Source organism: Aquimarina pacifica, assembly GCF_000520955.1.
Taxonomy (GTDB): domain Bacteria; phylum Bacteroidota; class Bacteroidia; order Flavobacteriales; family Flavobacteriaceae; genus Aquimarina; species Aquimarina pacifica.
On the sequence record NZ_JACC01000020.1, the window covers coordinates 1 to 24,617 of the forward strand.

Here is a 24,617-nt window from a genome sequence, read left to right on the forward strand (position 1 = left end):
TCTTGTAACGATTATTCAGGACGTCACATATATTTCTTGATTTTTAGAATAAATTATCGCTTAAGTAATCGTATCATCTGGAATCCTCCGTCCTTAAATACTTTTGCAAAATAATTACCTGTGGCAAAATTCTCTCCGAAGGTAATCGTTCTATTCTTAAGAGCATCCGGCTCTAATACCAATAATTCCTGACCCGTAACACTATACACTTTGATTCCTGTAACATCAGGTGATACTAACTGCATCGTAAACATCGAATTTGAAGGAATCGGATAGACTGTTGCCAGAACCTCAGAGGTTTTGAACTCTGATTTTTGACTCACATTACTACATGTAGGTAAATCAGCAGAATTACTAAAGTAAATTGTAAATGAGCTATTTATAGATACCATTACAAAATTACCTCCATCGATTGTTACATAGTACTCTCCATCAAAATTAGGAATCCCTGTTCCTGATAAAGTCACTTGTGGAGCTACACTATTGAAATTCTGGCTTGTAATCGCCGTTGTCAAATTAATCCACCAACCAGGTATCCCATTATTTGTATTAAAAGACATCTGCCATAACCCATTGTTTTGTAAATCCCAATTAATCACAAAACTGGTTACATTGCTTAGGTCTGGACCTCCAGTTCCTAAAACGTGACTATTCGAATATGATGCATTAGGAATAGTAGCAAGAGGTTCACTCAATGGTGTTCCGAAATTACAAGAGGTATCATCATCAGAAGTTATAATAATTGTTTCTGTAGCTATATCAGAACTTTGATACTCATTAGTAACGGTTAAAGTTACTATATAAGTTCCTGCCTCAGTATATTCATGGGCTATAACACTTCCTGTACCCATCGTATCATCTCCAAAATCCCAAAGATATTCTATTATTTCTCCTTGTTCACTTGTCGAATCAGTACCATCAAAATTAATAGTTGCCGGTGCAATACCTATATTAGTATCTGCAGCTATCACTGCTGTAACTTCTGGTAAAGGTTCTGTAACAAAAATTTCTATAGAAGCTGTATCAAATAAAGATCCATCGCTTACGGTCAATACAACTTGAAAAGTTCCTGCACCAAATGTATGTGATACACTGGATCCTCCTCCTGTAGTACCATCACCAAAATCCCATGTATAGACTAAAGCATCTCCGTTAGGGTCACTAGATTCTGAAGAATCAAAATCAATCGCAAATGGTGCTTCTCCAGAAGTACTAGAACTTGTAAGTATTGCTAGTGGTGCCAAATTAATCTCTTCTTCTTCTACTGTAATGGTTACGATACTAGAAATACTAGAATTTGTTCCATCACTTAGAGTTAATGTAACTGCATACGAAGCGGCTTCTGTAAATATATGTGTTGGATTGGCCAATGTACTCGTTGTACCATCACCAAAATCCCAGGAATACGTAACATCACTACCATCAGGAATAACCGAAGATGAAGAATCAAATGCAACACTTAATGGTGCGGTACCAGTGGTAACACTTACGTCGAAAGAGGCAGCTAAAGGTGGCAAAGCATCATAAACATCAATTGTCACTATCTCACTATCAGTATTACCATTACCATCATTAACTGTCAACGTTACTAATTGAGTTCCGACCTCGGTAAATTCATAAGTCGTTGTTACTCCTGTAGCGGTATCACCATTACCAAAATCCCAGAAATACGTTAATGTATCTCCATCAGGATCGATAGATAATGAAGCATCAAAAGTTACCAATACTGGAACTGCCCCAGAAGTTACAGAAGTAGATAGTGCTGCAACAGGATCTTGGTTAACTTCTTCTAAAACATTAATTTCTATTATTGATGAACTCGAATCTACACCGTCTGTAAGTGTCAGCATAACCTGATATATTCCTACTTCTGTAAATATATGCGAAGGGTTGGGTACTGTACTTGTATTCCCATCTCCAAAATCCCATGTATAGGCTACATCTGTATTTTCAGGAATTACAGAAGATGAAGAGTCAAAGTCAACATTAAGCGGCACCGTTCCCTGTATCACACTTGCACTAATAGCAGCTTCTAGTTCGACAGCTTCTATAATCGTTATTGTTCTGACTTGGGTATCTGTACCACCATTACCATCAGAAACAGTTAAAGTTACTACATAAATACCTACTTCTGTAAATGTATAAGATGTTGTAACACCTGATGCAGTATCTCCTGTTCCAAAATCCCAAGAATAAGTAAGTGTATCTCCGTCAGAATCTGTAGATCCCGACGCATCAAAATTGACTGCCATTGGCACCTCGCCTACAGTTAAGTCTGAGACAAAGGATGCATTAGGTCTACTATTACCACCATCATCTATTGGTTCTAATCCCCAAACTAATTCTCCCTGGTAGTATAAAGTCACCAATACATGTGGTTTTAGACTTGTTTTACCACTATCAAAAGAGAAATCATTACTTTGGTCATGAGCCTGAAAACCTAAATGATTAATCCGTGTTTGGATCTCACCTGACTCTCCGTTTGCAGAAAGATTTCCAGAAGAAGCAGAAAAACCTATTTCTATATAATCCTGATCATCAACACTTCCAAAAGTTCCTGTAACTCCTGAAACAGCAGTATAATCGACATTAAAGTTCATGTCTACCTCATGTTCTGGGGTATACCAATAACGTATTGTAAAATCTGAATAAGGTATTGCTTCTTCGGCATCACTTACAATCTGAAAAACGGGTTTTAATTCTACCGAATTTCCGGCTTGACCATTATTACGATATTCTAAGCTAAAATCAGTGTCCGGTAAATTCTCAAAAGCCGAATCTACAGTAACCGTAATTGAAGATGTATAATCTGTTAATGTACCATCAGCTTCTGCTAGAACCAATTCTATGGTGTGTTCTCCATCTGCTATATCTTCTAGAACAATGGGTGTAATCTCATATACAGATCCCATTTCTTGACCGTCAATAAAATATCGCACGTGTTGTCCACCAGGGCTAATATCCCATAAATACGTAGAGAATTCTACCTGAAAATCAGGAGCAACTAAACCACCATCAATCGGTGAATTAATAATCGCTGTTGGATTTTCTGGCAAAGGATCGTTGGTTACAATGACCGTAATGGTATCTGATAGTGCTGTTAAAGAGTTATTACTTCGCTCCATCTCAAGCGTTAATTCATGAGGACCCTCTGATAATGCTGTCCCATCTATAAATTCTCCTTCTGAAGAAATAAACCCTCGATCTTGACCATCTATTCTAAAACGTAATTTATACTGTGATGATGGTAAAGACCATCCTTCTGTATCAAAATCAACGGCAAGTGGAGTATTAACTAATGCTCCATCAAGAGGTTTTGTAAAAAATATGTCTGCTAATGGTGCTACCGGAGTATCGGCATCCCCACCATGCAGGGTCCATACAATTGCAGCATCAAACATTGCCCAACCATCATCGGTTAACAAATGCATGAATTGATCTCTAAGAGGAAAAGCTACACGTCTAGAAGGCATTGTACCTTCTGCTTCATATCCATAGGCAATGGCGTCATCTCCTGCTCGAGCAATAACGACAGCATCTTCTGATGGTGTTCCAAAGGGTAGAGGCACTGTAACACTATAAAGAGATACTTCTGCTCCTACTTCTGCGGCCATAGGGTGATCAGGATTCGTTATGGTAGCTGTTGTATATGCTTCTTCTGTAAATCCAAAATCCGAAGTTATGCTTCCTGTGGTTAATCTTATTTTTTCGTACATATAGGGATCCCAAGTCATCATCGGCACAACTGCCGATTCTAGGTCATTTCCTAATACTCCTGGATCTACCGAAGAGGATATTAACACCAAATCATAAGGATTCGCATCTTCTGGTCTTTCTGCATCTTCATCAGCAAAAAGAGTAATAGTAAATCCTAATTTTTGTTCAAGACGTGATTTTATCGTTTGATCCTCTGATGTAAGTTCATCATCATCTCCTACTACAAACATTACTTTGATATCATTCTTATAGCTCACATTAATTTCTGGAGTAACTGATGCAGTATTGCCATTATTATAATATACTTTGGCGGTTATAGCATATGTTTTCCAGATAATAGGACTCCAGAATGCTTCAAAAGGGCTTGTTGTTACTTCTTCTACTAATTCTTGATCGACATAATATTCTATTTTTACGATGTCGTCAATATTGGTGTCGACACTTAATAGAATAGGATCTGCTTTTTCGATCACATCTGCATTCGACGGCGTCGCCATTGTTACTACAAGATCTTCTGACAAAGCGGGTTCGGTACCATCGATTTGCTTAATATATGCTTCTAGCTGCGATAATTCTGTAGTGCTCAATGTTGATGTCGCTCCATGGGCATCATTAGAATTATAGGTTGTCAAAACATCCATAATTGTAGCCGCTGCTCCATTATGCAAATAAGGCGCTGTTGCCCATGCATCGCGCAAGGTAGGAACATCTAATCCTATTAATGTTTTTCCTAAACGATTTCCGCTATCAGTATTCATTGTACCTACATCATGTAACCTCCCAGTGTTACTATCCGTAAAATTCTCACCTCCGTGACATGAAGTACACTGTAAATCTTCAAATAATGATTTTCCTGCAACGGCGGCAGTGGTTAATGTCCCGTTATCATTACGATAGGGGCTAGGGTCAAATGAATTTAATGATTCGATATATGCTGTTAGAGCATCTAAGTCTACAGATTTACCCGCCTTGGTGTCTCCCAAAGTCAACGCTGTTGTTCCTTCATTAAAATCCCCATCACTCATAAATCCTGTTCCTTGAAAATGAGAACGCATATCATTCTCAAAATCCTGAATTTCGTCAAAATTAGCACTCCAATGAACTCTACCATGTGCAGTTCCGGCTCTTCCTATCAAAGAAATGGTATTTCTTAATCCTTCGCCTCTATCGGTAAAATCCCAAGTTCGACCATCTTGAGTACCATCAATATGACATGTTGCACAACTCACATAACCATCGGTACCCATTCTTATATCAGAAGCATCATAGAATATTTGTTTCCCTTTTAGTACTGTAGCACTAAGTGTTTCTGAAGATACTGTAGAAAGGGTTGTTACCTCATCTAGGATATTAGCACCGGTAGTAATCATATCTTGTCCATCAAATACTGAAACGGTTCTATCCATAAAGTTTTTGACAAAAACACGATTGGTCTGCGTATCTATTGCAAGACCCTGAGGTGCTTTTCCAACATTTTTAGTAAGTAATTCTAGACCTGTTTCAGGATCAATAACTACTATTTCGTTGTTCCCCTGCATCGTTACAAAAAGATAGTTTCCTGTAGGTGTATATAGTGCAGAAGATGGTTGACCGTGATTATCGATATCTAGTCTTTTTGACAATTCTTCACTTGATGTTGTAAGATTGATTGGTGATAAGGCAGTTCGTACTGCATTGTCAAAAGTAAGTGGTTGACCATCTCTAGAAAGCCCTCTTACGATATTATCTTTTTTGGCTACTGACCAAGCAGTTGTATTATCTGGATGAATCGTAACTCCTGCTATATAATTAGGTAATCCTCTTCCGGCATTACCATTATCTGATGTAAAGTCATCAAGTGCTAAGTCTATTGTGTTACCGATACTAAAATTTGATAAATCTACTTGCCATACCTGACCTTCGGTATCTTCAGAAATAAATCGAGTTATTAATAGGGTCATACCATCTCCAGAAACTGCCAATGCTCTTGGTGTTTCTCCTATTGCCAACGTATTTATCACTGTATGTGTTGAAGGAGAAATTTCTAAAATTTCACCAGACCCAAAAGCAGATACAAAGACACGATTTCTATCTGGTGTAAATACAACTCCATAAGGCCGAGCTCCACTAGATAGAGAAATTACCTCATCAATGGTACCGTTTTGATCTACTACATAAATCGCATCTGCATCTCTACAGCTTACCCACGCACGATTAGATTCGTCAATGGCAATACTAACAGGGTCTTCTCCTACAGCAACTTCTCGAATAACCGATAAGTCATCGGCATTTATCATAGTAACTGTATTATTATCTGGATTAACTGACCATACAACTCTTTCTTCTGTATCTACTGCTATTGGGCTTGATTGTGTTGGTAAATTTTCGGGTAATGATGCCACTACTGTTATTGCTTGCGATGCCACAGAAAATCCACCATTATTATCAGAAACTTGTACTTGCACCAAATAATTTCCGGGCTCGTCATAAGTATAAGAGGTTGTATTACCAATCCAATCTGTCTTTGCAGAACTGTCTCCAAAATCCCACCGATAAGTAAGGCTGTTACCTTCTGCATCGGTTGCATTGGCGGTAAAATCTATTGTTGAACCTATCAACATAGGTGAAGGGATACTTGTATCAATACCGCTTACCTCTGGGGATTGGTTAGAATCGTCTCCCCCTGTTGTAAAGTAAAAAACATATTCTTCCATCCCATTACCAACTGCATCTTTTATACCTCCTTCTACAAATTTTACTTCGTATGTTGTATTAGGTAATAGTGGTTCTCTTGGTGCATAGTTAGTAACTTGGTATGACGTTGATGTTACATCACCTACAATGGGTTCTCCGCCTAGTGGGCGTACTTGTATTGTCTCATCTGTAACAGACAAATCATCTATTACTTCATTAATAACAAAACCTATAGTTGTTCCTATTGGCTGATTCGTAGCTCCGGCTACAGGAAAATGATGTCCTACATAAGGCGGATTCGTATCTAGCTCATCTTGGTGTGAAAATATAGAAGTTTTACCGTCTCCACTTGCAACAAGAATATGACCTATTGGGAGCCATTGATTATCCAAAAATTGTAAAGATTCATCATCAGAAGGTGGTAAGAATTCTTGTTCTACCTCCATGGTCTCAAAATTATATTTTACACCACGGTCGAATCTTCCTGTAAATCCATATTCATCCTGAAAAGTCATGTAACGTCCTAGAGTAATATCATCAGAATGAATATTAAACGCGTGGGTAACATTGGTTGGATCACTAATATCAAAAGCAACAAGGTTATCTCCCTCATTACCGCTCATATAAACTAAATAATTTCTCCATACTTGAAAACCTGTACTGTATTGTTCGTGGGGAACATCACCTCCAAAAGAACCTAGGTATTTAATATTTTCTGCATCTCCGAAATCATATACTGTAATTTCTCCACTTTGGGGGGCATAAAACACATAGTTACCCATACGCACCACAATATCGGGAAGCGTAACAGCATCTTGTATTTCACTCATAAACTCTCCTGTTCTCATATCATATACGCGATTACCATCTACCGTATGAGGAAAAGTTTCTAAATTATCGTAATGTGACTGGCCGTCTTCTACTGTAAAAAGCACATCTGAAGATGTGATGGGTACTCTATTAAGCATGTCAGACAAATCCAGATATTTATATCCTGTACCTGCAACTTCGGGCACAGAATATTCTCTGTAATAAAGGTCTCCCATTTTCCACCATCTGTGCCCATTATTGGCCGCAGCATTTGATTGTAATTTTGTAGGGGCAGTAGGGTTAGAAATATCCCATATCCCGGTTCCTTCCTGACCAGAAATCATTAAATGATTACGGTGGTATGTATTAATCCTATCTCCCTCTGGGAAATTGGCTAAAAAAGTTCCTGCAGGCCATGTTTGTGTGGTCATTTCTGGTCCTGCGGTACCGTCAAAAAATAGTGAAACGGCATTAATGCCCAACCCTATTGAAACAGTTATTGCTATTGCATACAATAGCTTTACGTTGAGCCCTTTTATAAAACCCCGAAGCGTTTTATTTTGGGTGTGCTGTGATTTCATACATTACGTATTATTGTGGTTAAAAGAGTCAATTTTTCACTAGACTACAAGAGATTGAATTACCCCTTGTGCAGTGACTTGTATCATTTTTATACTGAAAATTAATTTCGCTATCCACCTGGTTAACAAAGAATAAATCTGTGAAAGCAGTTCTACTTTATACTAAACCATTTCCTTATTTAGTACAAGTTCATATATCAGTAAAACATCCAGAAAATCCATGAGTTTTCTCTAGAGAAGAATCATGAATTTTCTTGATGTCTATGGTCTAAAACAAATACCACAAACTTTCTTTAAGAAATGGCATGTTATATAAAACCAAGAAGATTGGTTTGTTTTTAGACACTATTTTATTATTTATGTTTTTGCAATACCTACTTTATACTAGAGTAATCCAAATTTTTAATGTTTTTAGACATTCATTGCACAAAGTAACTACCACAAATTAGGTTCATAACACTATTCTTTTACTAATTTCAATGTTTGAGATTCTTTACCCTGAAGCACTTTTAACATATAGATTCCTGTAGATAATTCTTCTCCAAAAGTTACTATTCTTGTTTTCAATGCTTCTGGAGCAACTGATAACAATTTACGTCCTGTAATGGAATAAAGCGTCATGTCTGTTACTTCTGAAGAAAGTACCTCGATCTCAAATTTTGAAGTTGCTGGATTGCTAAGTGCTTTGGCTAATAACCCTGCAGTTAATGTCGAAGACTTACTCTCATCACTACACGCTGGTTCTGTTGTCTGATTACTAAAATAAAGAGTAAATGCACTATCTATTGATACCATAACAAAATTGCTACCATCTATTGCTACATAATAAGACCCATCAAGATTTGGAAACCCTGTTCCTGATAATGTAACGGCTGGTGATGCACTGTTAAAATTCTGACTAGTTATATTCGTCTTTAAGTCATTCCACCAACTTGGTTGCCCATTATTAGTGTTCATAGAAAATTGCCAAAGCCCATTATTTTGTAGATCCCAATTGATCACAAAACTAGTAACATTACTAAGATCTGGTCCTCCGGTTCCTAAGGTATAACTATAGTTAAAAGACCTGTTTATTGATTCTAGTGAAGTACTCAATGGAGCTCCAAATGAACAATCTCCTGTACTATCATTAGGAAGTACGACAATGGTAGTTGTTTCTGTATCAGTTGAATCACCATTAGAAACTGTAAGTGTAACATTATATTCTCCTTCTTCGGTATAGATATGAGATACTACCTCCCCGATTGCACTATTATTATCACCAAGGTCCCAAACGTATGTTAATGAACTACCGTCCTCACTTGAAGATCCTGAACCATCAAAAATTACTGTTGCTGGTGCTACCTCATTTATAATCTCTGAAGAAATTACAGCTGTTACTGGTGCTGGTCCTTCTCCGTCATCTACCGATATCGTTACAGTTTCTGTATCAGATAATTCTCCGTCACTAACTGTTAGTACCACTAGATAGTCTCCAAAATCTACAAATGTATGGGTTGCAGTCTCTCCTGTTACAGTAGCACTACCATCACCAAAATTCCAGCTATATGTTAAGCTATCACCATCTGGGTCAGAAGAAGTAGATGCACTAAAGCTTACTGTCAAAGGAGCATCTCCAGAAGTATCAGAAGATGTTAACCTTGCTACTGGTGGTAAATTACCTGTTTCATCTCCTATAACATTAGGTATTAATGGTGCTACGTGTGGTTGTAACACGTCCAATTTCCATTGATTAACGCTAGTCCAATCATCTTGTAAAATTCCTCCGGTATCTCCAGAATTAGGATTCATAGTCCAAAATGTCCATGAGTAAATATCACCCATAAAGTCCATGTATTCTGTAAACCATGTATACGCAATACCACCATAGGCATTCTGATTTCTAATACCGAATTCTCCTATCAATATTGGTGAAGTATTACTTTCGTATAGATAATGATAATGTTCTTCCCACAAAGCTGGCATATTTTCTGGAAAATTAGGCGCCTCGAACCAATCTTGTTGTGCTACTTCTGGTCCATATTCGTGAGCTGAGTAAATTAATTTACTTGGATCAGATAATACAACAGGGTACTGTCCAGCTCCTTTAAGCTGTCCACCCCACCACCAGGTATCTCCTTCAAATTCTCCTACACCTTCTACCATAATCAATACATCAGGATTGACTTCTAGGATGGCATTACCACATCGTTCGGCTGCTTTGTTCCAATCTGTTGCAGGATTACTGTCTCCCCAAGTAGATCCGTGAGGTTCATTATTTAAATCCATAGCTACCACTGCAGAATATTCTTTATAACGATCTGCTAGAAAAAGCCAATCATTAATCCATCTCTCTTCTGAATACTCATCGGTATACCAAACTTCTTCATTAAGAAATCCATCAGCTGCCCTAGAGTGATTGTCTAAAACGATTTTCATATCATTTTCTTGACACCATCTTACAAAGATATCCATTAATTCTATTGGAGTACTTACAGTAGCTTCTTCTTCATTCATAGGAGAAACACCGCTATAAGCATCTGTTCCGTATGAATTTATGTTAACCGATGCTCCCGGATTTAACATCTCATTACACCAAGGCACACGTATCGTATTGAATCCCATGTCTTTGATCTGCTGTAAAACACTTTTCATGTCTCGACTCCAAATCCCATGTGGGCTGTATAATGATGTCTCGAAACCAAACCAGTTGACACCAGTAAGTCGCACCTCTTTTCCGGTGCTATCATACAACTTGTTTCCTGAAGCAGTCAAGAAATTTTGTTGCTGACCAAATAGAGTTGTCATTGGGTTTAACCCCAGAATGGCAACTACTAATAATGTTAGTACTTTTCTCATGTTTTTTAAAATTTCTTTTTGTTAAACCATTTTTCGTAGTGATAGGTTATAACAAACATTAAAACAACAAAGGAGAGCTGCTTACAACTCTCCTCTGTTTTTTAATTCATTTACTTATCTGTTAAGATTATAATATATCCAGCGATGAAGCTAATTATTTCTTAATAATTTTCTTCACAACTGTATCAACATTACTACCTTCAACTCTTAAGAAATACATACCTGTTGGTAATCCTGATAAATCTAAACGAGCTTGAATTTGAGCATTAGAAACTTCTTTAGTTCTAACTACTTTTCTTTGTAGGTTTGTTAATGTCAAAGTAACATTTTCTACTTTTTTATCACCAGAAAGCGTTATTTCAACATATTTGTTTGCTGGTACAGGAGCAGCAATCACGTTAAAATCTTTCTGAGTAACAGAAGATTTTGCAACTACATCATCTCCAAAGAAGAATCCGTATTCTGCATTCGCTAATGCGATCTCCATCTGTGCCCAAGTTCTATGGTAAGACTGCGTAAAATCTTCACCTGCATTATAAGCAGTTTCTAATCTATCGAATTCTGGATCATCTCTTAAGTCTGATCTGATATCAAGGAAAGATACTCCTGGCTCTATAACGTCTCCGTTACCCATAACACCACTATATCCTTCAGGAACATATACTTCTTGTTCGAAGATTCTGCTGAAGTCTCCTCTACTTTCTACAGTAGCAACTCCTTTATCATCTCTATATGTGTTCCACATTCTATCTAACACTTCCTTAGCAAGATCACGAGATTCTGTATCTAAAGTTGCATGCTCTTCTGTTGCTTTTGCATAGTAAATAAGTGCTTTTGCCATAGAAGCAGCAATACCTAAATCTTTATTGTAACCAGTTACGGTAACTGTAAGATTATCATTAGAACCAGGGTTTGTTGGATCCCAAGTATCAGGTTCTCCTGACCACTCTAATGTAGCAGGGATTAAGAAATCATTATCTCCTACTAACTGTACTTCACTTTTTACCCAAGCAACCCATTTATCCATAAGGTTTTTTGCCATTGCGTCATTGGTAATGTAGTAGTATTCTGCTACACGCTCCATTGACCAAGCTTGCCATCCAAACCAAGTACCACTTCCTGGATCATGATATACTGGATTATCATCATAAGCCATATCATAGAATGTAGACTTACCAGAAGGATACACACTATAATCACCATTCCAACTATTAGTAGCACCACCTGCAATTCCTCCGTTACTAGCTTGTAACCACGTATAGAATTCCATTTGTCTTGTCAAACTTTGTGACCAGTCTCTTTCTCCATTCTGAGAAATTGGCTTCATTTCATCAACTTCTGTTAATGCGTATGCTGCAATTGGGTTTTGATATCCAAAGTGACAGTGACTAGAACTAATTCTAAATGCCCATGGAGAAGAAGTATCTGCTGCACCACCCCATGATATATACCATGACATTAAGTAGTGTGCACTATCATATCCTGTACCTGCACCACTTGTAGCACTTTGTACTCCCATTGGCTTGAAATACTTATCAAACATTCCTAATCTTAGGTAATCTCCCATTTTAGAAGCTTTATCTAAATCAAGACCTCCTAAACTTGCGCCTTGTTCTTTTGCATATTCTTGAGCCCAATACATTGCCTGAACAGCTCTTGCGTCTGCATCAGTTGCACTTGTATATCTCCATTGCTCAGAATAATTAGCATCTAATGTAAATAAGGATAGGAAACCTGTATCACTACCCCAATCAAAGCTCTCCCAAGATGGGTGAGGTACTGTTTCGTAAACAGACTCTTCTTCACCTCTTTGGAACGTGTTAATATAAGAAGGTGTACTAACACCATCTCCCTGATTACCATATCCGTAGAAATTGTCATTATCTAATAACCAGTGCATCTGATATACATCAGAACCATAGGTAGCTGTTAAATCAGACGATACTGGATCTACTCCTACAGGAGCTGTAAAGCTCAGTGGTGCTGGATAACCAGACGGATCTGAAAATTCTGGTGCATAAGCAGCAGGAGATGAAGGATCATAAGCATCATTAGTTGGCTGATTTGCATTGTCAGGAATAATAAATTCTTCTATTTTTTCCCAAACATCAGCTAATGGTTGCCAATCAGTCGTAATTCTACCATGCATAGCTTCCATCCATACCCAGTAAGAATATAACTCACTAGTTGACTCATGACCGTAATCAGGAGCTTCTACAATAAGTGTTTCTATAGAGTGATGTGGTGATCCATCTGCACTGAAATATCCATTCTCTGGATTATAGATTTCTGCTCTTAACTCAGTAAAACGATCGATATATTCATTTTCTGGTGTCCCTACAATTTCATCCTTAGAAGCAATTGTAATTATATCAGTATCAATGTTTCCTGTAGCATCTGTAACTGTTAACGTTACCGTATAAGGATCATCTGAATAAGCAAATGTGTTATCTGCAACAATACCTGTTGCGCTGCTTCCATCTCCAAAATCCCATGCATAAGAAACGATATCATTATCAACATCTGTAGAACCAGAAGCATCAAAAGTAACGAAGAATGGTGCAAGACCTACAGTTCCTGGATCAACAGAAATATCTGCAACAGGAGCACTAGTACCGTCTCCACATTCTGGAGCGATAGAAGATGTACTAAAGTACAATGTAAACTCATCTGTTTGAGAAACTAACACAAAATTACCTTCATCGATAGTAGCATAATAAGCTCCATCTAATCCTGGGAATCCTGAACCACTAATTGTTATAGAAGCTCCGGCAGAATTAAAGTTTTGAGATGAACCACTACCTATATCAGTATACCAATTTGGATTACCATTATTCGTGTTCATAGAGAACTGGTATAAACCATTATTTGCAGCATCCCAATTGATAGAGAAGTTTGTTACGTTATCCAAATTTGGTCCTCCTGTTCCTAATACAAATACATTAGAGAAAGAAGAGTTAATAGATGGTAAACCTGAAGCTATAGGAGTATCAAATGGACATCCATCAACTGGAGTAACATCTTCTTCTGCTGAAATAGCAACAGAAGCTGTATCTGATCCACCATTACCATCAGTAACAGTAACTATAGCTGTATAATTTCCAGCTGCATATGTATGTGTTGATGTAGCACCAGTTCCTGATGTACCATCACCATAATCAATACTGTAGCTTAACGTATCTCCGTCTGCATCTGTAGAACCTGAAGCATCAAAACTTACCTCTAATGGTGCATCACCAGAATCAGGAGTCGCTGTTAATGCGGCTACAGGAGGAGTATTTCCTATTATAATCTCACTTACAGAAATAGCAACAGAAGCTGTATCTGATCCACCATTACCATCAGTAACAGTAACCGTAGCTGTATAATCACCAGCTTCATATGTATGTGTTGATGTAGCACCAGTTCCTGATGTACCATCACCATAATCAATACTGTAGCTTAACGTATCTCCGTCTGCATCTGTAGAACCTGAAGCATCAAAACTTACCTCTAATGGTGCATCACCAGAATCAGGAGTCGCTGTTAATGCGGCTACAGGAGGAGTATTCACTACTATAATATCAGTTACAGAAATAGCAACAGATGCTGTATCTGATCCACCATTACCATCAGTAACAGTAACTATAGCTGTATAATCACCAGCTTCATATGTATGTGTTGATGTAGCACCAGTTCCTGATGTACCATCACCATAATCAATACTGTAGCTTAACGTATCTCCGTCTGCATCTGTAGAACCTGAAGCATCAAAACTTACCTCTAATGGTGCATCACCAGAATCAGGAGTCGCTGTTAATGCGGCTACAGGAGGAGTATTTCCTATTATAATCTCACTTACAGAAATAGCAACAGAAGCTGTATCTGATCCACCATTACCATCAGTAACAGTAACCGTAGCTGTATAATCACCAGCTTCATATGTATGTGTTGATGTAGCACCAGTTCCTGATGTACCATCACCATAATCAATACTGTAGCTTAACGTATCTCCGTCTACATCTGTAGAACCTGAAGCATCAAAACTTACCTCTAATGGTGCATCACCAGAATCAGGAGTCGCTGTTAATGCGGCTACAGGATCATTATTCGGAGTTATAATTACTCCACAATCAGGTGCATCAGAAGAATTACTAAAGTAGATTGTAAATCCTCCTGTTTGAGATACTAAAACAAAATTACCTTCGTCGTTAGCTGCATAGTATGTACCATCAAATCCTGAAAATCCTGATCCAGTAATAGTAATTGCTGGTTCTGCAGAATTAAAGTTTTGTGTAACTTTTCCTAAGAAGTCATTATACCAATTTGGAACCCCATTATTGGTAAGCATAGAGAATTGATACAATCCATTGTTAGATAAATCCCAATTGATTGTAAAGTTAGTTACATTATCAAAGCTTGGTCCACCATCTCCTAATACATGAATGTTATTATATTGAACATTAGAAATACTAGGTAAAGCAGTTGCTATTGGAGTATCAAAAGTACAACTCTGACTTCCGTCAGTTACATTAATTGTAGTTGTTGCAGAATCTGTTCCTGCCGAATTCGTAACTGTAAGTGTCACTGTAGCAGTTCCTAGTTCGGTATAAGTAGTAGATGCTACAGCTGTAGATGCCGTTTGACCATTACCAAAATCCCAACTATATGTAAGACCGTCTCCTGTTGGATCAGCAGATGCAGATGCATCAAAAGTAACCTCGAACGGCGCTACTCCTGCATCAGCACTAGATGTAAAAGAAGCTACCGGAGTACCGTCAGTTACACTGATTGTTGTAGTTGCTATATCTGATTTACCATTAGCTGTTACTGTAAGGGTTGCTGTATACTCTCCTATTGCATCATATTCATGATCAGCAGTAACTCCTGTACCAGTGCTACCATCTCCGAAGTTCCATGCATAAGAAATTGAATCACCATTTGCATCAGAGGATGCAGATGCATCAAAACTAACGGTTACAGGAGCAATTCCTGCTGTTGGTGTAGCGCTAAATTCTGCTTCTGGAGCAATATCTCCATCATTTACTGTGATAACTTTTGTAACTTCTGTAGATGTATTTTCTCCATCACTTACAGTAAGAGTTACTAAATAAGATCCTATTTCATCATATGTAATATCAGGTGTAGCTGAAGATGAAGATTGACCATTACCAAAATCCCAATTGTATGTTAGTACATCTCCATTTGGATCAGAAGACTCTGATGCATCAAATGCAACATCTAACGGTGCAATTCCTTCTTCTGGTGTAGCTGTAAAAGATGCTGTTGGCACGTCGCCTCCGTTTGGCTCATTACCAAAAACTAATACACCATTATCGTATACCGGAATATTAGGACTTTCTGTAGCTGAACTAGTTAAACCTATTGCCGACCAATCATTTGATGCATCGTAAGGATTATTATTAGTCGATATTTGAATTTGAACTTCATATCTAAAAGCAGGATCTCCCACAGGAGAAATTACATTTCCTGCCAAAGAAATATCTGCATAATAAATATTATTTTCTGCATCCCATTCCTTTATAGATAATGATGAATTACCAGTCTGAGCATAACTCAACGAAATAGAAATATCATCTATAGTACTTCCAGCAGCTACTGCTTCAGATATATCAAAGAAATATCTCATAGAAACATTATCTGTAACTCTTGCTGGCCATGCTGATCTGTTTTGGAACATGATACTAACTGTACTTCCAAAAGCATTATTACTATTAAATTTTGAATACGAACGTAACTCTGCTCTTGAAGGTACTTCTTCTACAGGAAAGTTAGTTAATGGATTACCACCATACTCACTATACATTCTTGCTAATGCACCCGTAAAAGCAGCATTATAATCACACGCTACTTCATTGGCAATATAATCCCCTCTATCATCTTCAAATTGATCATTAGGAGCACTTGGTCCCCCTGCTAATGCACCATATAATATATGGCTTGAATCTACTGGATTAGCTTGTAATGAATTTGCCCATGGCCCGTGAGCTGCTCTATGGTGAACACTATTTGCAGGATCATTACCAAATCCAACCATAAAACTTCTGTTAAGAGGGTTATCTCCTAAAGCATAATTAATTTGTCTTACTGCAAAGTCATGGTAAGTATCGGCTTTTGTAGTTTGTACCTTATCACTGTAGATAAACGCTAATAACGAAGTATTTGCTGAGTGTCTTAATGATCCCCAAGTAGTTAAATGCGCTTGGCCACCTGAACTATAAGCAATTCTTTCTCCATTATAACCATCTGTCCAATAATCTAAATGCCTTTCTGCATCTACTTTGTACTCCTCTTTATCGGTTAACATAGACATCAAAATATAACATCCGTAAGATTTATCATCCCACGCTAAACCCCATTTGTAGGCTTTTACATCAGATCCTATTTCAGTACCTAAATTTGGATATTCTGACTCAGCCTTATCTAAGTATGAGCTATCTCCTGTAGCTCTATAAAGCCATATTGCTCCCCAAACAAGTTCATCTTGATATCCACTCCAAGAATTATAGAATCCCGAAGCATCTGTAATTGCATCTGAATATTTACCTCTATAATTATCTGCAAAACTATATAACTGCTCTGCATGCTGTAAAAGTGTAGCACTATACGCAGGATCATCATTTGCATATAACATACTTACTGCAGCCATTGCAGCGGCAGTTTCTGCTGCTAACTCAGTTCCTGGATTAGATGCATCAATTTTGTAAGATGGTCTGTCCATTGTCATTACCTCAGATGCACCCCAGTAAGCGTGATCTACACCACCGTTACCCAATTGTCCATAAAATTCATTAGGTGCCGTATGACATTTAATAAAATAGTCTGTAACAAAACGTAAGTTTCTTTTTAAGGCTTCCATTTGCCCTGTAGACTCATAAGCATCTGGATATTCAATAGCTCCCCATGCTAATGCAGTAACACTGTATGCCATTGGGAAACCGAATTTTACATGATCTCCAGCATCATACCATCCCCCTGTAAGGTCATGTCCAACGTCAGATCCATCATCTAAAGCAGAATCCCCTCGCCAAGTAACTCGGTTCCAGTCAGGCAATTCTCCCGATTGTTGCGCCTCATAGAAGAAAATAGACTTCTGTAAAGCTTCTCCATAATTAAATTGCGCGGACAATTTAACGGAGATTAAGCATAGCACTATTACTATACTTGATTTAATAAAATTTTTCATGATTTTCGTGAATTTAAATTTAATATATTTAGTGGTTTAAAATTTTTGGGTTTTCTTTTCTAAGGTGAGTGATTTATCATTTTTTTGGGTTTTAAGATTTGGTTTTACTTTTTATTGATAGTTATTTATTCTACTCGTAATTGTTGCCTTGATTTTCCTGAAACTGCTACGATATATGTCCCTTTTGGTAATCCCGAAGTAAGAATAACTTCTTCTCTACCGTCTGCCACAATACTAACTACGGCAACACCTGACCTATTATACACTATGATAATATCTCCTGATTCTATACCTCGAATATTTGCAAACTTAGATGCAGGATTGGGATAAAGGATAATATCCGTTTGGATGGTATTTGTATTGCTAACACTAGTGTTGTTTAGTGAAAAAATATGCTGCTTTTGAAATATGTCATTTGCAGATGATTCCTGTATTTTTTTATGAATATTATTCTCTGCTACCTTAGCACTAAGAATTGTTACATTATCCACCTGATCCTTATCTAACGCATGCTCCCAATCGGTTCCTACAGGGCGAATGTGTGTTTTATAAGTATATTCATTTCCTTTAGCAGGAAAAGCTGGCAAGTCAATCCTTACTTCACTAATACCCGATCCTTTGGCAATCTGTGCTACTTTACTTGCGACCCATGTATTATTTTTCCAAAAGCTTACTGCAATTTCACAATCATCGACCGCAACATACTCAATACTAAATACATAAAAATTACTAGCGTGTAATTTTGTTGCTGGGTTTATAAAAGCAATACTATTCTGAAGAATACTAGAAGTACACGTCTCCTGATATTCACCATCATTAGTAGTCTTATTTGTTTGTGAGTTCTGAGCATTAGATGATATACTCACAAACAAAAATATTGTTATAAACAGATACTTTATAAAGGACATGATATAATTAATCGATAGGGGGTTATTAATTTCTAAAAGCAGAATACATTATTTATCATCCTGTGCCTTTTATTTGTCTAAAATATAATGGGCACAAAAAGAACATACAGGATACGTACTTTATGAATTGTTACAACAAGCAATAAATACATATTGATGCAATGCATACTAATTCATATTGTACTTCTTAATAATGTCTAATCCTAAAAGTCTATAAGAATTAAGAAAAATTAAAATATCGATTAATCGGTTTAGGGATAGGTTTTGTGTGTGTAGTTTTCATTTTGTAGTGGTTTTTTTGTGTAATAATTATTGTTGGTTAATAAATAATTAATTAAGGTTTATACTATTTCATTTTTGCACCCTAGGTTGTTGGTAAGTGCTTAATTGATGTTAATTTAACACAAAAAATGAATATTTAACAATTTTCGAGTTTTTTTAACACAAAATTCACTTTAAGCCTGTTGGACGCAACACCTTTAAAAACGTTGTATTTTCTTTTTTATTGGTGTACATTAGGGGTACATTCAAAAAAAAAAGAATACATAAAGCATACTATTTCTGGTTTCACACGTTATTTGTAATAGACACTCAATAAAACCTAAAAAACGCACAATAAAACTACCCAAGCTAAAGTGACATATTTGACCAACAAAATATTCGTCCTTTGCATGCTATGTTTTTATGCACTCTATCCTCAAGATGCTAAAAAATATAAGCGGCAAATTCATGAAATTGATAGTCTATCAAAAATTGCCAAGAAAGATCTTATTGGTAATGGTGACCTATTGCATGAGACTCTAAAAATGTCTCGAAGTATTAAATACGTTAAAGGCGAACTTCGCAGTTTAATTAATTTAGGAACGTACTATACTAACAATGCATTAATAGATAGCGCCAAGGCGACTTATGACAAAAGTGAACATCTCATTAGGCAGTATCCGCAGTTTACATCAGAATTACCCTATATATTTGCTAGAAAAGCAGATATTTTAAAAAATCAAGGGGCATATAATAGAGCATTAAACTATTATAATATGATCTATGAAATAAATGTAAGTAAAGGGAACAAAAAAGACATTTTGGCTACCAAAATGAATATTCTTAGTTGTCATTTATCTTTAGGAGAAGCCGATAAAGTTTTAGCATACTCGAAAGAATTACTGAGGGACTCGGTCGTAAATAAATATGATGATTTACAATATTTATTATACGACAATTTAGCATTAGCATATTTTAACAAAAAAGAGTTTGGAAAAGCTATAAATTGGTGGGAAGCCAATCTTAAAAGCGTCGAGAAATCCAAGAAAATAGGAACTATAAGTTATGTACTAAACTCTATTGCCGATGCATACCGAAGTATAGGGAATTATGAAATTGCATTAGAAAAAATAAACAAATCAGAACAAATAATAAAAAACAAACCAGCATATAGTTCACAAGCCGCGTCTAATGCATTAGTATTAGGAAAAATATACAACTCTTTAGAAAATCCAAAAGAGGCAATCATACATTTTGAAAATGCTATTTTACAAAATCCAGATGACCCAATGGACCTTATTTTAGCACATAAACATTTAGGTGCTCTTTATAAGAGAATAGGCAAACCAGAAATCTCTTCTGATCATTACTATAAATATGGCTCTTTGGCTAACCGTCTTTATAAAAAAAGGAACGTAACAATAGCTAAAATTTCGAATGAAAAGGCTCAGCTTGCCGAAGAACGATTTAAAAACAATCAACTAATTGAAAACAATGGGATATTAAATGAAAAAAACGACGAACAAAAGGGATTTATAATATTTCTATCAATTAGTTTATTTATTAGTATTATTACTGCCATTCTATTCTATGTTGCTTTTCCTAAAAAGCAAAAAAATACAGATCAAGAACAAATTCCCTCGTCTGACACTGATGACGAAAAAGTAATTCTAGAAAATCAAATACAAAATAGAGAAGAAGAATTTCTAGCCACATTATTATCGATAAACGAAAAACTTAATAAACTCACATTAATAAAAAAATATCTATCGTCTGCAATTAAGTATAACAATAAAAAAGAATTACTTGAAGCTGAAAAAAAATTAGGCCAATTGATTTCTTCGACATCAGATATTGGTATTTTAAAAGATCGTATTGAATCGCAATATCCGGGAATTACAGGTCAGATTCATGCTTGTTATCCCAACCTTTCTCCAAATGATACCAGACATTGTTTATTAGTAAAACTAAACCTATCTATTAAAGAATCCGCAGAATTATTAGGTGTTTCTACTCATGCTGTAAAAATGGCAAGAAAACGAGTGAAGAAAAAAATTGGTATTCCTGAAGATATTTCATTAAAAGAACATCTTAGAGACATGATGACAACCAAGAGCATGAGTATAAGGTAAAATTGTTCTCTCATTGCAAAAGTGTTTCTATTTTGCTTTAGAAAAATTCTGAATACAACATAAATATCTACTGTTTTTATAAAGCTAATTACTTTAAATACTTCTAAGCGGTTAGATTCTAACGTACTTAAAATGTAAGATACATTTTACCAAAAAATGATTGTTTTTATTTTATCTTTTACTATCAAAAAAACAACCCCTAAGTAACTACTCTTAGGGGTCTAAATTGAAACTTAACTGTATTTAACACAAACTCTACTTATACTAATACTACAGTTTCAAAAAGTGTCATTCGACTGAACGAATATAATTAGTATTTCTTAACTATTTATATCAATTTTTACTCTTAACTGACATTTAATAATACTATAATATCTCGACAAAATACTTGTCATTAATGTATTGAAATCCAGTATTACAACTATTTATTTCAGGGTTTTTAATCTTTCATTAGCACATTGTTAGTGCCGTATTACAGTGATAGAAAAAATTACACCCTTTTATGTCATTTCTTACCTCCAGAGAGGATCTAATTAGACATATATACTCGCAAAAATACTATTGAATTGTCACATTAAAATCTACCTCTATATCTGTCTCGCCACCGAAATCATCTCTAGATGATCCTGTTTTTGTTGTAGGCTCATGAATTAAATATGCACGTATAATTCCTGTGGTAGCATCACCAGTTTCCCAATCAGTAGAAATATTTATCGCTACACTATCACTATCTATAGTATCATCTGAAGCACTAGCAAAAGTCAATCCACTGGTTGTAGTTTCATAAAAGACAAAATGTTCGTCTTTTTCCTCAATCACTTCTTCTGTGATATCTTCAACGTCGGTAGGATCAGATTGATCCAGAAATTGAATTTTGAAATTATACGTTGAATCCGCATCTAGCACAATATCATCCTGATCAGATTCGGTCCACGTATACGTATCTACATTAGTTGTTCCTTCTTCTGTTACCACCAATAAAACGGTAGTAATTGTTTCTTCTTCATTAATCGCATCAGGATTATCATCGTCATCACTACAAGAAATACTTACACAAAGCAAAAATATTGCAGGTACTACTAGTTTAAAAAATTGGGTTTTCATTTTATTAAAATTTAAAGTTAATATTAAGTGTTATGTTTCTTCCTACATTATCTGCATAAAAACGTTGCCGGTTCATATAATCTCGATATGACGCATCAAAAATATTGGTTATACTTGCGCCAATAGTTAGATCCTTTGCTTGCCAAAGATCAAAAACATAAGAACCAAAAACATCAAAAACAGTATAGGCCATAGGAGTTTCGGATAGAGCCACAGTTTCTGTGGTAAGTATATTATTTTCAATAATGTCGATTTCAAAATCATTATCAGGATATCTGTTTTGTTTTAAGACAGTCGAGTTAACTAGTCTCGCAATCCACCTCTTATCTTTCCATAAAATCTCTGATCTAAAGCTAGGAGCGGGTATACTAATTAAAGGTTCATTGGCAATAGTATCCTGGCCATACACATATGAAAACCCTGTATTAAATTTAAGACTTTCAAGCACATCAATACTATAGTCTATATCAATGCCATATAGTACTGCATCTGTCTGTTTGTATTCCCAAACAGGAAAAGCTCCTCTAGTTGTAAGTTCAACCTCAGTTGGTTCTAAAAGAATAAAATTACGTATCCTACTTAAATAAGGTGAAATCACTAGGCTACCTAAGTCAAAAAAATCATTATGCTCACTGCCAAGAGAAAATTTTAGTGCTTGTTCCTGATCAAAGCGCAAATCTCCTAATTCGATAATCGCTGCACTGTGATGTAGCCCATCACTAAACAGTTCTACAGGATTAGGAGCACGGTTGGCAACAGAAACACTAAAAAACAACGTGTTTCGATTACCATATATATAATTGAGACCTCCAGAAACAGAGATACTATTGTAATCAAAATCTGGATTCGTAAGCCATTGATCACTTTCTTCATCAATAATTAGGTCCTCAAAACCTGTATCATACCCGCGCTCTTCCCAAAAATCTTTCTCATAAAACTTTTTAGCATTGATGTTTAAAAAATCATACCTCAATCCTGCATCAAGAGTAAGCTGATCGTTTACTTTAAACTCTGTGAGCGCAAATGCTCCGATACCTGTTTTTTTATAATCCGGAATTAGTCGTCGAACTCCTGTATCCGGATTGGGAGTATTGGTTTGATATGAAAATTGAAAACCTACATTTTTCTTAAAATTATCACTAGAATCGAACAGGAAGTTACTCTCTATACTATGGGTTATTAGTTCTAGATCTAAACTTGGTTTATCTTTATCATCACCTCGTCTGATATCAAATTCTTTTCTGTTGTTATACTGAAAGGAATATTGCAAATTGAGTTTTCCAAAATTTTTAAATCGTTTGTATCCTTTTATCTTGGCTAAATGATGTTGCGTTTCTTGTCTAGGCGCATCAATGGTATATCCAAAATCATTAATTACTAATGGGAAATCATTATTAATAGCCCTAACAAGATCTCCAACATTTCCAATATGAGAAGCGCGCAAAATCCCCTGAGTAGCGTTATAAAAGCTATAATAAGACTCTACACCATAAATAAATTCTCTACGGCCAAATGCAGCAGAAAAACTTTGCTCTCTATGCCCTGTATTACTTAACACATAATCCGGTGCTTCACTATCCCCAAAATATTTTGCAGTTCCTTGAATTTTTCCTGCCCAACCATTTTTTAATCCTATGCTAACTCCAGAATTAATGGCTCCCCCTCTACCATTATCACTAGCAGCCAATTGTGACTTTCCGAAAATAGTATCTCTTAGTGCCGTTAATTTATTTTCGGCTATTATAACTCCCCCGATAGCATTACCTCCATATTGCAATGCACCAGAACCCTTTATTACCTTGATTTGGTCAAAAGCATTAATATCCATATTCGGAGCATGTTCTTCTCCCCATTCTTGGTCCTCTTGTCGTACACCATTATTAAGTATTATAATTCTGCTGCTATGCACACCCTGAATTACAGGCTTAACTATAGTATTTCCGGAAGTCAATGTAGTAACCCCAGAAATTTCTTTAAGGGCATCACCGATAGACAAATTACTATAATTGTCTAATTCTTTTCTACTTAACTTTTCTTCGACTTGACTATTGGTCACTTTATTTTGAGATGAAGCTAGATCAACTTCATCTAAATCTGTATAATGATGCTCGAGATAAAAATCATTTTGAGTAACCTCTTTCATATCCAAAGTTATGACACGTTCATTACAGTTTTCATGCGATATCGTAAAGGCGTAGGCCGTAGGACAAAGTCCTGATATCCGATATCCTCCATCCTGATCTGTCTTTATTATTGTATTATTATATTGTATTATAGCACTTTCTAGTGGTACCCCATCATGAAAATCTATCACCTTACCCACAAGTGTTTTATCACATTGCTGGCCTGATAGGACATGAATACCGAAAAGAAGCACTATCAACCAAGCACGTCTTATCATTATTAT

The 24,617-nt window shown here is 36.2% G+C and carries 7 protein-coding genes; 1 reads left to right on the forward strand and 6 read right to left on the reverse strand.

Annotated features, from left to right (window positions below):
• Positions 1–53: 53 nt before the first annotated feature.
• From DZ60_RS24230 to DZ60_RS0111105, 4 genes are all read right to left on the reverse strand, one after another.
• On the reverse strand, positions 54–7,781 hold the full coding sequence (locus DZ60_RS24230) for a PKD domain-containing protein (RefSeq protein ID WP_025742139.1): 7,728 nt from the start codon (positions 7,779–7,781) through the stop codon (positions 54–56).
• 459 nt (positions 7,782–8,240) lie between these two features.
• A complete protein-coding gene (locus DZ60_RS24235; RefSeq protein ID WP_025742140.1) occupies positions 8,241–10,619 on the reverse strand; it encodes a cellulase family glycosylhydrolase in 2,379 nt (792 codons plus the stop codon).
• 154 nt (positions 10,620–10,773) lie between these two features.
• Positions 10,774–17,805, reverse strand: a complete 7,032-nt coding sequence (locus tag DZ60_RS25515) for a glycoside hydrolase family 48 protein (RefSeq protein WP_025742141.1) — start codon at positions 17,803–17,805, stop codon at positions 10,774–10,776.
• Positions 17,806–17,930: 125 nt separating this feature from the next.
• Positions 17,931–18,671: a T9SS type A sorting domain-containing protein gene (locus DZ60_RS0111105; RefSeq protein ID WP_161634393.1), complete on the reverse strand. Its 741-nt coding sequence runs from the start codon at positions 18,669–18,671 to the stop codon at positions 17,931–17,933.
• A 713-nt stretch (positions 18,672–19,384) separates the two neighbouring features.
• Here DZ60_RS0111105 and DZ60_RS0111110 point away from each other — a divergent pair.
• A complete protein-coding gene (locus DZ60_RS0111110; protein WP_025742143.1) occupies positions 19,385–21,106 on the forward strand; it encodes a tetratricopeptide repeat protein in 1,722 nt (573 codons plus the stop codon).
• A 558-nt stretch (positions 21,107–21,664) separates the two neighbouring features.
• On the opposite strand, the gene DZ60_RS0111115 is transcribed toward DZ60_RS0111110, so the two are convergent.
• Entirely contained in the window at positions 21,665–22,210 is a 546-nt protein-coding gene (locus DZ60_RS0111115; protein WP_025742144.1) for a hypothetical protein, read from the reverse strand.
• Between the two features lie 4 nt (positions 22,211–22,214).
• Positions 22,215–24,611: a TonB-dependent receptor gene (locus tag DZ60_RS0111120; RefSeq protein WP_025742145.1), complete on the reverse strand. Its 2,397-nt coding sequence runs from the start codon at positions 24,609–24,611 to the stop codon at positions 22,215–22,217.
• Between the last annotated feature and the right edge of the window lie 6 nt (positions 24,612–24,617).